The sequence below is a fragment of the Sphingomonas sp. GM_Shp_1 genome, from assembly GCF_026540895.1.
Classification (GTDB): domain Bacteria; phylum Pseudomonadota; class Alphaproteobacteria; order Sphingomonadales; family Sphingomonadaceae; genus Sphingomonas.
Map to the genome: position 1 here is coordinate 1 of NZ_JALNUR010000058.1, position 13216 is coordinate 13216.

A 13216-nucleotide genomic window follows, 5' to 3' on the forward strand; every position below is an offset into this window, starting at 1 on the left:
TTGCCGAGCTGCGCAACATTCGCGGCATGATCGGCCGTCATCTTCGTATCACCGGACGCGTGCAGGGCGTCGGGTATCGCTACTGGTTTCTCGGTCGCGCCGAAGCACTCGGGCTGACCGGCTGGGTGCGCAACCGGGCGGACGGCTCGGTCGAGGCGGTCGTCCAGGGGCCCGAGGACGAAGTGGCGCGGATCGTCGCCGAGGCCGGGTCGGGACCGCCCGCCGCGCGAGTCGACCGGGTCGAAACGATTGACCACCCCATCGATCCCGCCTTCAATCAGTTGGAGCAGCGACCGACATGCTGATCGCACTCTTCCTCGCCCAGGCCACCGATCCCGCCATCGCAAAGCGGGTCGAGTCGCTTCTTGCGCGCGCGCCCATAGTCGACGGGCATAACGACCTGCCCTGGGAACTGCGCGACACCGACCTTCCGCCCGAATCGCCCACGCTCGCCGCCGACACGAGCGCCCTGCCCCATCCGCTCCAGACCGACCTGCCCCGGCTGAAGCGTGGCGGGGTCGGCGGACAATTCTGGTCGGTATGGATTCCCGCCGACGCCACCGGTCCGCGCGCGGTCGAGATGACGCTGGAACAGATCGACCGGGTCCACCGCCTCGTCGCCGCGCATCCCGACCGACTGGCACTGGCGCGCACCGCCGGGGATATTCGTCGGCTGTCGAAACAAGGCCGGGTCGCCTCGCTGATCGGGGTCGAGGGCGGGCACCAGATCGACGGGCGGCTGTCCGTGCTGCGCCAGTACCGGGCGCTGGGCGTCGCCTATATGACGCTGACCCATGGACGGAGTCTGGCCTGGGCCGATTCCTCGACCGATGCGCCGATCGCGAACGGGCTCAGCCCCTTTGGCCGGGCGGTGGTGGCCGAGATGAACCGGATCGGCATGATCGTCGATGTCGCCCATGTCTCCGACGCAACGATGGCGGCGGTGCTCGACATCAGCAAGGCACCGGTCATCGCCTCGCATTCCGACGCGCGTGCGCTGGCCGATGCGCCGCGCAATATCCCCGATGCACTGCTCCGCCGGATCGGTGAGGGCGGCGGCATGGTGATGGTCAATTGCTATCCCGCCTTCCTGTCGAGCGCGTGGCGCGCTTGGGATGCGGCCCGCACCGCCTATGCCAAGTCGGTCGGCGTGCCCGCCAATGTCTATGGCCCGCGCAGCCCCGCGCCCTTGATCGCCTGGGACGCGCAGCACCCCGCCCCGCATGTGACCGCCGCGATGGTCGCCGACCATATCGAGCATATCGTACGCGTCGCCGGGCATGGCGCGGTCGGATTCGGCGGCGATTATGACGGGATCAACGGCACTTCCCCTGAGGGGATGAGCGGGGTCGACGGCTATCCGCTGGTGCTGGCCGAACTGGTCCGGCGCGGCTGGAGCGACGCCGACCTGGCCGCGCTGACCAGCGGCAATATCCTGCGCGTGATGGACCGGGTCGAGGCCGTGTCCAAAAGCCTCAGTGCGACAGCGCCGGACGATTCGATCGATCCACTGGCCCGCTAAGCGTGTCCCCGGCGAAGCGCATCGCCACCAGCCAGATCACGAATCCGCCCAGCGCCAACCCGCAACCGACATAGCCGGTCGAGGTCCAGCCCAGCCCGTTCGCGATGGCGAGCCCGCCCGCCCAGGGCCCGATGGCATTGGCGGTGTTGAAGGCCGAATGGTTGAGCGCGGCGGCCAGCCCCTGCCCCTCGCCCGCCACGTCCATCAACCGCGTCTGCAACACGGTACCCAGCGCGCCGCCCAGCCCGATCGCGAAGATATTGGGCAGGATCGTCCACAAGCTGCCCGCCGCCAGCGGATAGAGCGCCAGCATCGCCGCCGACCAGAGCAGCAGCCCCCCGGCGGTCGGCATCAACGCGCGGTCGGCGAAGCGCGGCACGACGATATTGCCGATCGTCATCCCCAGGCCGAACACCGCCAGCACCAGCGGGATGGTCGCGGTGGAGGCCCCCGTCACCTCGGTCAGCGTCGCGGCGAGATAGGTATAGACCGCGAACATCCCGCCAAAGCCGATCGCCCCGATCGCCAGTGTCAGCCAGACCTGGCCCCGGCCCAGCGCCGCCAGCTCGCGCCGAACACTCGCGCCCTCGTCCGGCCGGTCATGCGGCGCGGCGATCCACACCAGGGTCGCGGTCAGCAGCGCCAGCGCCGCCACCACGCCGAACACCCAGCGCCAGTTGAGCCACTGGCCCAGCATCTGCGCCAGCGGCACGCCGATGACGGTCGCCACGGTCAGCCCCAGCATGATCCGCCCGACCGCCACCGTCCGCCGCTCGTCGGGGACCAGCGAGGCCGCGACCAGCGCCGCGATGCCGAAATAGGCCCCGTGCGGCAGCCCGCTGAGAAAACGAAAGAAGAGCATCCAGTGATAATCGGGCGCGATCGCCGACAAGCCGTTGCCCAGCGCGAACATCAGCATCAACAGGATCAGCAGCGTGCGTCGCGCCAGCTTGGCCGACAGCACCGCGAGCAACGGCGCGCCCACGACCACGCCCAGCGCATAGGCGCTGATCACATGCCCCGCCGTCGGCGCGTCGATGTTCAACCCGCGCGCCAGATCCGGCTCCAGGCTCATCGCGGCAAACTCAGTGGTGCCGATCGCGAAACCGCCCACCGCCAAAGCGGTGTGGACGATGCCGGGGGAAAATGTCCGGGCCATGGATTATCCTTTCTCGGCTTCCATATGTTGCGCCGCAGCAAAATGCGCAACCGCGGCGATGCGATCGCACAGCATTGAATTGATGAGGAATTCGAAAAATCATGGATTTTCCGAACCCGTAACTGTTCCGAAACGGTCTTTTATCCATGTTGAAGTGCCCATTCCGGGCGGGCAGGGTCGTCCTCGGCAAAAGGGGGATGCCGGATGGGCGAGATCACGGGGGTGGTCGAAGTCGTGGCACGCGAATTGCTTTTGTTCGCAGCGGCGGGATTGTTGATCGGCGGGCTGGATGATCTTCTGGTCGACCTGCTCTATTTCGCGCGACGACTGGTGAAGGGCCCGGCCACGCCGCTTCGCAGCTATGCCCTGCCTCCACCGGTTCAGCCAGGACGGATGATCGTCTTTACCCCGGCATGGGATGAAGCACCGGTGATCGGCGCGATGCTGTCGACCGCCCTCTCCCGTTTCCGCCATCCCGATTATCGCCTCTATGTCGGGCTGTATCCCAATGACCCCGCGACCATCGCCGCCGCCGCCGATGTGGCGGAGCGGGACGATCGAGTCCGCTTGGTCATCGGTCCGCGCGACGGCCCCACCACCAAGGCCGATTGTCTGAACACCCTCTGGCACGCCCTGCGACGCGACATGGCGGTGGAGGGTTTCGATGCCAAGGCGATCGTCCTGCACGATGCCGAGGATGTGGTACACCCCGACGAACTGGCGGTCTTCGACTCGCTGATCGAGGGGCGGGCGGTGGTGCAATTGCCGGTCCTGCCGCTGGTCGTGCCGGGGTCGCGGCTGGTGTCCGGTCACTATGCCGACGAGTTTGCCGAAAGCCATATCAAGCAGCTGGTCGTCCGCACCTGGATCGGCGCGGGGATGCCGCTGGCGGGGACGGGATGCGCCATTTCACCGTCGATCCTGGGCAGAATCGCCGCCCTGCGCGGGGGCGATCCGTTCGATGCGACCAGCCTGACCGAGGATTACGAACTGGGCCTGCGCATCGCCGAGCTGGGCGGAGAGGGACTGTTCGCGCGGGTGGCGGACGGGACGCGGCACGGGGTGGTGGCGGTACGCGCCTTCTTCCCCGCCACGCTGATCGCCGCCGTGCGGCAAAAGGCGCGGTGGATGACCGGTATCGCGCTGATCGGGTGGGACCGCACCGGCTGGGGCCGCACGCTGGCGATGGGGGATCATTGGTGGCGGCTGCGCGACCGGCGCGGGCCGGTGGCGATGCTGGTGCTGGCGGCGGCCTATCTGGGCATGGTCGCCGATGCCCTGTCGGTGCTGTTGCACATGATCGCCGACACTCCCCTGCCGCCGGTCCATGCCGGACTGAAATTCCTGTTCGGAATCAACGCATTGTTGCTGAGCTGGCGGCTGGCGGTGCGAATGATGTTCACCGGGCGCGCCTATGGCTGGCGCGAGGCGCTATGGTCGTTGCCGCGGTTCATCATCGGCAACTTCGTCGCGCTGGCCGCGATTCCGCGCGCGCTGATCCGCTATGTCCATGTGCTGCGCGGCGGAGTCGCGGCTTGGGACAAGACGAGCCACCGCTTTCCGGACCTGTCGCCGCAGCCATGAGCGGACGGCCCCTGCGATTCCTGGGCGGCATCATAGGGTTGTGGACGCTCGGGCGGATCGCAGTCCTGCTACCCTCCGAACCCGCCGTGGAGATGGCGATCGCGCCGGAGCGACCCGCCCCGACGAAAGCCGCCCCGATCCTGACCGCCAATCTCGCCGCACCCGGCCCGGCATCCCAGCCGATTCGGATCGCCGATGCCCGAACGCCTTCGCCCGCCCCGACGATCGCTCGGCAGGCGAGCGCGCCTCCGCCTCCGAAGACGGTCGCGGACGTGGTCCATGAGGACGTCCGCCCTGGAACGCCGCCACGTCCCCCGTTCTCGATCCCGGCCCTGCCCGAAACACCCGCCCCCACGCGGCGATGGAGCGCCAGTGTCTGGGGAATCGTCCGCGACGGCGGGCGAACCCTGCTGCCCGGCGGGCAATTGGGCGGCACGCAGGCGGGCATCCGCCTGTTGCGGCGGCTCGATTCACGCGGAGACCTGTCCGCCAGCCTGCGGTTTTCCACCCCTTGGCAGGGAATCGGGCGCGAAATGGCGGTGGGGGTCGATTGGCGACCCGTTCGCCGCCTGCCGGTCCGATTGCTGGTGGAACAGCGCTTCGCGCTCGATTCGGGGCAGAACGCGCCCGCCGCCCTGATCGTGACGGGAATCGGCCCCAAACCCGTCGCCCCCGGCCTTACCCTGACGGCCTATGCGCAGGCCGGGGTGGTGGGCCGCACCCGAGTCGAACCCTTTGCGGACGGCGCGGCGCGGATCGGTATGGCGGTGTCGCCCGGCATGGATCTGGCATTCGGCGCATGGGGCGGGGCGCAGAGGGACGCGCAGCGGCTGGATATCGGGCCGAGCCTGGGGATCGCCCTGCCCGTCGCCGATCGACGGATTCGCCTGTCCCTCGACTGGCGACAGCGCGTCGCCGGTCGCGCCGCACCCGGCTCCGGTCCGGCCCTGACACTGGCGAGCGATTTCTGAGAGTCGGTTTGGAAACGTGCCGATGGCACGTTTTGCAGCACCGGCCCGCTCCCCCACCCGACCTCCCATCAAGGATACTCTGTGGGAGGTCGGGTGGGGGAGCGGGCCGGTGCCGCCCGAAATTGGCTCTTTTGCCAATTTCCTCATCTCCAAACTATCGACACTGTTCGGAAAGACCCTTGCGGCTATAACGCCGCCCGTGGACCTGTATCTTCCGATTGCCAATCTGTCGGTCAACGCGCTCGTGATCATCGCGCTGGGGGCGGGCGTGGGTCTGTTGTCGGGCATGTTCGGGGTCGGCGGCGGCTTTCTGACCACGCCGCTGCTGATCGTCTATGGCATCCCGCCCACCGTCGCCGCCGCCTCCGCCGCCAGCCAGGTGACTGGGGCCAGCGTGTCCGGCGTCTCCGCGCACTGGCGGCGCGGCGGGGTGGATGTGAAGATGGGCGGCGTGCTGGTCGCGGGCGGCATCGTCGGGTCGTTCGCGGGGGCCTGGATCTTCCGCCTGCTCCAGGCGAGCGGACAGATCGATACGGTCATCGCCATCGTCTATGTCCTGATGCTCGGCTGGATCGGATCGGTCATGGCGCGCGAGGCGGCGGGCGCGATCCTGGCGCAGCGGCGCGGCGTGCCGCAGCGCGCGGCGCGGCGACGCCATCACCCGATCGTCGCGGCGCTGCCCTTCCGCACCCGCTTCTATGCCTCGGGCCTGTACATCTCGCCGCTGGCGCCGCTGATGCTGGGCTTCTTCGTCGGCATCCTGACCATATTGCTGGGCGTGGGCGGCGGGTTCATCCTGGTCCCCGCGATGATCTATCTGCTGGGCATGGCGACCAACGTCGTGCTGGGCACCTCGCTGTTCCAGACCCTGTTCGTCACGGCGGCGGCGACCATGGTCCATGCCACCACGACCAAGGCGGTGGATATCGTCCTGGCCGGGTTGCTGCTCGTCGGGTCGGTGACGGGGGCGCAGGTCGGCGCGAAGCTGGCGACCAATGTGAAGCCCGAATATCTCCGCCTCGCGCTGGCCGTCATCGTGCTGCTGGTGGGGCTTCGCATCCTGCTGGGCCTGGTATGGCGGCCCGAAGAGATCTTTACGGTCCAACCGCTGTGAGGAAGGCCGCCGCCGCGCTGGCGCTGCTGTCGCCCCTGTTGATGGCCCAGGCCAAGCCGGTGCTGGTCCCCGACGTGTCGCAGCGCGATATCCAGATCGCCTACAGCTTCACCGGGGCCGAACTGCTGCTGTTCGGTGCGATCCTCTATCCCGGCGGGCGCCCGCCGCAGGACGACAAGCCGACCGATATCGTCGTGGTGGTCAAGGGCCCGACCCAGTCGATCCTGATCCGCGAGAAGGAGAAGATCGCCGGGCTGTGGGTCAATGCCGGGCGGCTGCGATATCAGTCCGCCCCCTCCTTCTACGCCATCGCCTCGTCGCGCCCGATCGAGCGGATCGTCGACGACCGGACGCGCGCCATCTACGAACTGGGGCTCGACAGCCTTCAGCTCTCCCCCGCCTCCAGCGCGCCCGCCAATGTCCAAGCGCGGTTCCAGGAGGGGCTGGTCGATCAGCGCCGCCGCAGCGGCCTGTATGTCGAGGCACCACGCGCCGTCGAGATCACCGACGACGTGCTCTACCGCGCGCGCGTGACCATTCCGGCGCGCGTGCCGGTGGGTCGATTCACCGCCGAGACCTTCCTGATCCGCGACGGTCGCGTCCTGGCCGCCGCCGTGCGCGACATCGATATCCGCAAATCGGGGTTCGAGCGCTTCGTCGCGCGCGCGGCCGACCGCGCCGCCATCCCCTATGGCCTGACGGCGGTCGCCCTCTCGATCCTGCTGGGCTGGGCCGCCGGGTGGATCGCGCGCCGCGTCTAGGCGCTTGTAGATACGGCATTTTAAGCTTCGCGCGGTACCAGACCAGTCCTTCTTCCAGGATCGGACGGTTTCGTCTCTATGTTCTCCCCTTCCCCCGCGCTCGAATATCCCGCGTCGCCCGTGCCCGAGGCCCCCGTCATAGGCTGGCTGCTGGGTATCGCCGGATCGAGTGGCCGCATCGTCCTCGACCGGGAGGCGGTCGACGCGCTGGCGGGGCATGCCGACCCGGTGCTGGCGGCGGCGGGGCAGGTGGCGATGCCGGTGAAGATTCGCCGCGACGATCGCTGGATCATCGGATCGATCCGCGCCCTGTCGCTCGACCCGTCCAGCGACGCCGCCGCCATCGCGACCGAGATCGACCTGATGGGCGAGGCTATGCGCCACGCCGAGACCGGCGAGATGCTCGGCTTCCGGCGCGGCGTGACCTCCTATCCGCTGCCCGGCGCGACCATCCATGCGATCAGCAATGCGGAACTGGCCGGAATCCACGCCAATACCGATATCGCGACCGTGCGGATCGGCACCGTCCATCCGGCGCGCAGCGTGGCCGCGACGCTGGCGATCGACGCGCTGCTGGGCCGTCACTTCGCGCTGCTCGGCTCGACCGGCACCGGCAAGTCGACCGCGACCGCGATGATCCTCCACCGCATCTGCGACCTGGCGCCGCAGGGCCATATCGTGATGATCGATCCGCACGGCGAATATGGCAGCGCCTTTCCGGACAGCGGCGCGGTTCACGATGTCGGCAATCTGCGGATGCCCTATTGGCTGATGAATTTCGAGGAGCATTGTGAAATCCTGCTGACGGCCGGTCCCGCCGATCGGCAGGGCGATGCCGACATCCTGGCCCGCTGCCTGCTCGCCGCGCGGATGCGCAACCGGGCGGCGCAGGAGCTGCCGCGCGTCACCGTCGACACGCCGATCCCCTATCTGTTGTCCGACCTGACCAGCCTGTTGGCGCAGGAGATGAGCAAGCTGGAACGCGCGGGCGACAGCGCGCCCTATCTGCGGCTAAAGACCAAGATCGAGGAGTTGAAGGGCGATCCGCGCTATGCCTTCCTCTTCTCGGGCATGCTGGTCGCCGACACCATGGCGAGTTTCCTCAGCCGCATCCTGCGCATGCCGAGCGGTGGGCGCCCGATATCGATCATCGACGTGTCGGGCGTGCCGTCGGACGTGACCAGCGTCGTGGTCGCGGTGCTGGCGCGGATGATCTTCGACCATGCGATCTGGTCACCGCCGGAGGAGCGTCGCCCGGTCCTGATGGTCTGCGAAGAGGCGCATCGCTACATCCCCGCCCGCGCCGAACAGGAATCGGCGGTGGGGCGCGTCCTGTCGCGCATCGCCAAGGAGGGGCGCAAATACGGCGTCTCGCTGGGCCTGGTGACGCAGCGGCCCTCCGATCTGTCGGAAAGCGTCCTGTCGCAATGCGGCACGATCATCGCGATGCGGCTGAACAACGAACGCGACCAGGCGATGGTCCGCGCGGCGATGCCGGAAGGGGGGCGCGGCCTGCTCGACACCATCTCGGCGCTGCGCAACCGCGAGGCGATCCTGTCCGGCGAAGGCGTGACGTTCCCGATGCGCGCCAGCTTCGACACGTTGGAGGAGGGCAAGCGGCCCGCCTCCAACGACATGCGGATTTCCGCGACCTGGGCGATCCCCGCACGCGGCGAGGCGGCGGTGGCGGACACGGTCGCGCGCTGGCGGACGGCGGGGAAATAGCCTCGCTGCTTACCACCTCCGTTCAGGCTGAGCGAACGGAGGCTCCCGCGCGATCTACCGCCCCGGCTGGACCGACAACAGGCTCTGCACCTCGCGGCGGAAGGCACGCAGCTTCGCGCCGGACAGTACCGCGACGCTCGTCAGCTTCAGGCTGCGCGGATTGACGGTTACGCCGTTCTTCCACACCTCCCAATGGAGATGCGGGCCGGTCGACATGCCGGTCGATCCGACATAGCCGATCACCTGCCCCTGCCGGACCCGCGCGCCCGAGCGGACGGCGAAGCGGCTCATATGGCCGTAACCGCTGGCGACGCCGCCGCCATGCGACAGCTTGATGAAATTGCCATACCCGCCCGACCGGCCCGCGAACTGGACGACGCCGTCCATGATCGCATGGATGGGTGAGCCATAGGGCGCGCCGATATCGGTGCCCTTGTGCATCCGCATGAAGCCCAGGATCGGGTGCATCCGCTTGCCATAGGAGGACGTCACCCGCCCCGCGACCGGCATGCCCATGCTGCCGCGCCGTTCGCTCTGGCCGTTGACGTCATACCATTGGCCGTCCTCGTCATCGGCCAGCCGCGCCAGTTGCACCTTGCGTCCGCCATGATCGAGCCCGGCGAAGAGCAGCTTGCCCAGCCGCGTCTCGCCGGTGGCGGCCCGCTCGCGCTCGATGATCAGGTCGAAACTGTCCGAGCGCCGGACATCGCGGCCGACCGAGACATGCGACGACAGCGCCTTGATATAGGCCTCCACCACCTTGGCCGGCGCCCCGGCGGCACGGGCGGAGCGATAGAGGCTGGCGCCGACCAGCCCCTGGAGGCGCAGAGGCGTGCGGTCGATCGCGATGGGCTGCTTCGTCATCGACAGCCCCTGCGCCGTGCGGGTCAGCGTGACGGCCAAGTCGAAGCGCGCACGCAGCTTCATCGCCTCCAGCGGGCGCGCGACCATCCGGCTGGGCCGCCGCCCCAGGGTCAGCGCGACGCGGGTGCCGGAGGCGATCGCCTCGCCCCCGGTCGCCTGGTCGACCAGATCGGCGGCGGCGCGCGCCTGGTCGCGGGCGACCCCGGCGCGTTGCAGGACACGGGCCAGTTGATCGCCCGATCCGACCGTGGCGGACAGGTCGACGCTGGGGCGCTCGGGCGCTTCGGCCAGATGCTCGACCAGCTCGCCCGCCGCCAGGCGACGGCCGCTATCCGCGCCCAGCGCCAACGGGGCGATGGCCTGTGCGCGGGCGTTCTTCCAGGCGTCGCCGGTCAGCGGCGCGGGAACGCGCGCCGGAATGGAATGGTGAAAGCCCGGCGCCATCGCGATCGTCGCCGCGCACAGCGCCGAACAGGTCGCCAGCCCCCGCCACCAGTCGCGGCTGCCGATCTGCGCGCCCAGATCGGGCACCCAGTCGATCTCGCGCATCACCCGTCGCCAGCGCGCCAGTCGCCCGACCGGTACCAGGGGAAATCCCCCGCCGATCGTCCGCGCGGCAGTGCCGCCGGATACCAGGAATGCGTCGTCACCGGCCAGAAACATGATGGAGAAGTGCGTCCGTCTATCGTCGATCCATGTCGCCGATCCCCCCGGCGCACATTTGGCGGGGTGTAAGCGCGTCGGAATAAAGTCAAACGCCACGCGATCCCCTGCCCCGATGCTGCGGTAAAACGTGGCCGGACCGGGCCGAAGGTCGCGAGGCGGCGATCAACTTGCTTCATGCCGTTGCAACCGCGCGCGGGAAGCCCGATGTAGAGGATATGACCAGCCGCGTATCGGGCGCCGTGACGGCCGTTCTCGGGCCGACCAACACCGGCAAGACGCACCTCGCGATCGAGCGGATGTGCGCGTATAGCAGCGGCATCATCGGCTTTCCCCTCCGCCTGCTCGCGCGTGAGGTCTATGACCGGGTCGTCGCGCTGAAAGGACCGGAAAAGGTCGCGCTGGTGACCGGCGAGGAAAAGATCGTGCCCCCCGACGCGCGCTGGTTCCTGTGCACCGCCGAGTCCATGCCCGACCGCGACGTGGCCTTCGTCGCGCTGGACGAGGCGCAACTGGGGGCCGATCCGGAGCGCGGTCATGTCTTTACCGATCGGTTGCTGCACGCGCGCGGCCGGGACGAGACGATGATCCTGGGCTCCGAAGCCCTGAAGCCGATGATCCGTGCGCTGGTGCCCGATGCGGAGATCGTCGCGCGACCGCGTTTCTCGACCCTGTCCTATGCGGGCGCGAAGAAGATCAGCCGGTTGCCCAAACGCTCCGCCATCGTCGCCTTCTCGGCGGAGGAAGTGTACGCGGTGGCCGAGATGCTGCGCCGTCTGCGCGGCGGCGCGGCGGTGGTGATGGGGGCGCTGTCTCCCCGCACCCGCAACGCGCAGGTCGAGATGTTCCAGGCGGGCGAGGTCGATTATCTGGTCGCCACCGATGCGATCGGCATGGGCCTGAACATGGATGTTGCGCATGTCGCCTTTGCCGGGCTGCACAAGTTCGACGGCCGCCGCCGCCGTCGCCTGACGGTGGCCGAGATGGCGCAGATTGCGGGCCGCGCCGGGCGGCACCACCGCGATGGCACCTTCGGCGCGCTGGCGGAGGAGGGCCCCGACGCCTTCCTGCCCGAGGAGATGCTGGCGATCGAGGAGCATCGCTTCCCCCGGCTCGACCATCTTTATTGGCGCGAGGGCGATCCCGACCCGTCGAGCATCGACGCGCTGATCAAGAGCCTGGAGCGCAAGCCCGAACCCGGCGTCCTGCGCGCCGCGCCGCTCGCCACCGACTTGCAGGTGTTGAAGCGGCTGGCCGACGAACCCTGGGTCCGCGACCGGGTGCGGCGGCCCGCCATGGTCGCGCGGCTCTGGGCGGCGTGCGGCATTCCCGACTTTCGGAAAGTCGGCATCGACCCCCATGCCCGGTTCGTCTCGCGCGTGTTCGGCCATCTCTCCGAGGGGCTGGGCCATGTGCCCCACCAATGGTTCGCCGACGAGATCGCGCGGCTGGACAGCATGGCGGGCGATGTCGAGACGCTGGCGGGTCGCCTCTCCGCCATCCGCAGCTGGGCCTATATCGCGCAGCGCGCCGACTGGCTGGCCGACCCGAAACACTGGGCCGAACGGACCCGCGCGATCGAGGAGCGGCTGTCCGACGGCCTTCACGCCAGCCTGACCCAGCGTTTCGTCGACAAGCGCACCACCGCGCTGATCCGCCGCATCGGCGCGGACGCGGGGGCGCTGCCCGTCACCATCGGGCCCGAGGGCGAGGTGCTGGTCGAGGATCATGCCATCGGGCGGTTGGAGGGATTCCGCTTCACCGTCGAGGCGGGGGCGCGGGCCAATGACAAGCGGCTGCTGCTCGCCGCCGCCGAGAAACGGCTGGGTACCGAGCGCTCGCGCCGCGCCGAGGCGCTGATCGCGGCGGAGCATGACGCGATCGCGATTTCGGACGGTCGGCTGGTCTGGGACGGGCATGGCGTGGCGAAGCTGGTCGCGGGGCCCTCGCTGGGGCGTCCGGTGGTGCGGCTGGAGCGCGATCTCGACTGTCTGAGCCCAAATCTGCGCGAACGGGTGAAGGCGCGGCTCGATGGCTGGGTGACGCGGTCGCTCGACCGGCAGGTGCCCGTCCTTGTCCGGCTGGCGGCGCTGGCGCGGGAGGCCAAGGCTTCGCCCGCGCTGCGCGCCGTCGCCGCCGCGCTGGAGGATGCGGGCGGGATCGTGCCGCGCCAGCCGTTGCGGCTGATGATCGACGCATTGTCGCCCGAGGAGCGGCGGCGGCTGCGCGGGTTGGGCATCACCATCGGCACGCTGGATGTGTTCGACGCGCGGTTGCTGAAGCCGACCGCGGCGGCGTGGCGGCGCACGCTGATGGCGCTGTGGGGGCAAAGCCCCGAACTGGCGCGGATCGGCGCGACCACGCTTCGCCGGGACGAGCCGGGGCGGACCGTCGCCTCGGGCTTCCGCCCCTTGGGGGAGCAGGCGGTGCGGATCGACCTGGTCGAGCGGATCGCGCGCGCCACCCACGACGCGCGGGAGGGGCGAGGCCCCTTCGCCCCCGACGCCGCGCTTGCCACCTCGATCGGGCTGGAGGCGGCGACGCTCGACCGGCTGATGGGCGATCTGGGTTTTCGCAAGGTTCGCGGCACGGCGGAGGGCGAGGCCCCCCGCTGGATCTGGCGCGGCCGCCCCCCCGCCCGCCCCGCCCCGCGTGCCGAGGCGCGCCCCGGCAACGCCTTCGCCGCGCTCGCCGACTGGGGGCGGACGCCGTGAGCCCGATCCTTCACCATCCCTCCCCCTCCTCAAGCACAGCTTGGGGAGGAATAGGTCACTGCGATTCTGTGATTCCCCGTAACAGGAAGGACCGCCCCACCCCTGTCTCTTATACACATCTGACGCTGCCGACGAATAG

General features: G+C 69.3%; 10 protein-coding genes. 8 read left to right on the plus strand and 2 right to left on the minus strand.

All coding sequences use genetic code 11. The annotated features are described in order from the left end of the window. Window positions 1–26 precede the first annotated feature (26 nt). On the plus strand, window positions 27–305 hold the full coding sequence (locus tag OXQ33_RS16850; RefSeq protein WP_267435898.1) for an acylphosphatase: 279 nt from the start codon (window positions 27–29) through the stop codon (window positions 303–305). Then, window positions 299–1522 (plus strand): dipeptidase, encoded by a 1224-nt coding sequence (locus OXQ33_RS16855; RefSeq protein ID WP_267435883.1) that lies wholly within the window; start codon window positions 299–301, stop codon window positions 1520–1522. The genes OXQ33_RS16850 and OXQ33_RS16855 overlap by 7 nt, the downstream gene beginning before the upstream one ends. Here OXQ33_RS16855 and OXQ33_RS16860 read toward each other — a convergent pair. Then, window positions 1476–2681, minus strand: coding sequence for an MFS transporter (locus OXQ33_RS16860; protein ID WP_267435885.1), 1206 nt, complete (start codon window positions 2679–2681; stop codon window positions 1476–1478). The genes OXQ33_RS16855 and OXQ33_RS16860 overlap by 47 nt on opposite strands. Window positions 2682–2885: 204 nt before the next feature. On the opposite strand from OXQ33_RS16860, the gene OXQ33_RS16865 reads away from it, so the two are divergent. The 5 genes from OXQ33_RS16865 to OXQ33_RS16885 all read left to right on the plus strand — a co-directional run bounded on the left by OXQ33_RS16865 (window position 2886) and on the right by OXQ33_RS16885 (window position 8836). Next, the gene (locus OXQ33_RS16865; protein WP_267435887.1) at window positions 2886–4265 is read left to right on the plus strand and encodes a glycosyl transferase family protein; all 1380 of its coding nucleotides are present in this window, start codon (window positions 2886–2888) and stop codon (window positions 4263–4265) included. Beyond that, complete coding sequence (locus tag OXQ33_RS16870) at window positions 4262–5236, plus strand: hypothetical protein (protein ID WP_267435888.1); 975 nt, start codon at window positions 4262–4264, stop codon at window positions 5234–5236. Before OXQ33_RS16865 ends, OXQ33_RS16870 begins: the two co-directional genes overlap by 4 nt. Before the next feature lie 199 nt (window positions 5237–5435). Then, on the plus strand, window positions 5436–6350 hold the full coding sequence (locus OXQ33_RS16875; RefSeq protein ID WP_267435890.1) for a sulfite exporter TauE/SafE family protein: 915 nt from the start codon (window positions 5436–5438) through the stop codon (window positions 6348–6350). Between the two features lie 41 nt (window positions 6351–6391). Further along, window positions 6392–7111, plus strand: coding sequence for a TIGR02186 family protein (locus OXQ33_RS16880; protein ID WP_267435900.1), 720 nt, complete (start codon window positions 6392–6394; stop codon window positions 7109–7111). Between the two features lie 78 nt (window positions 7112–7189). Then, window positions 7190–8836 carry a DUF87 domain-containing protein gene (locus OXQ33_RS16885; protein WP_267435892.1) on the plus strand — a complete coding sequence of 549 codons (1647 nt, stop codon included), beginning with the start codon at window positions 7190–7192 and terminating at the stop codon, window positions 8834–8836. A 54-nt stretch (window positions 8837–8890) separates the two neighbouring features. Here OXQ33_RS16885 and OXQ33_RS16890 read toward each other — a convergent pair whose 3' ends face one another. Beyond that, complete coding sequence (locus OXQ33_RS16890; protein WP_267435894.1) at window positions 8891–10363, minus strand: M23 family metallopeptidase; 1473 nt, start codon at window positions 10361–10363, stop codon at window positions 8891–8893. A gap of 218 nt (window positions 10364–10581) precedes the next feature. On the opposite strand from OXQ33_RS16890, the gene OXQ33_RS16895 reads away from it, so the two are divergent. Then, entirely contained in the window at window positions 10582–13077 is a 2496-nt protein-coding gene (locus OXQ33_RS16895) for a helicase-related protein (protein ID WP_267435896.1), read from the plus strand. Window positions 13078–13216: the final 139 nt, after the last annotated feature.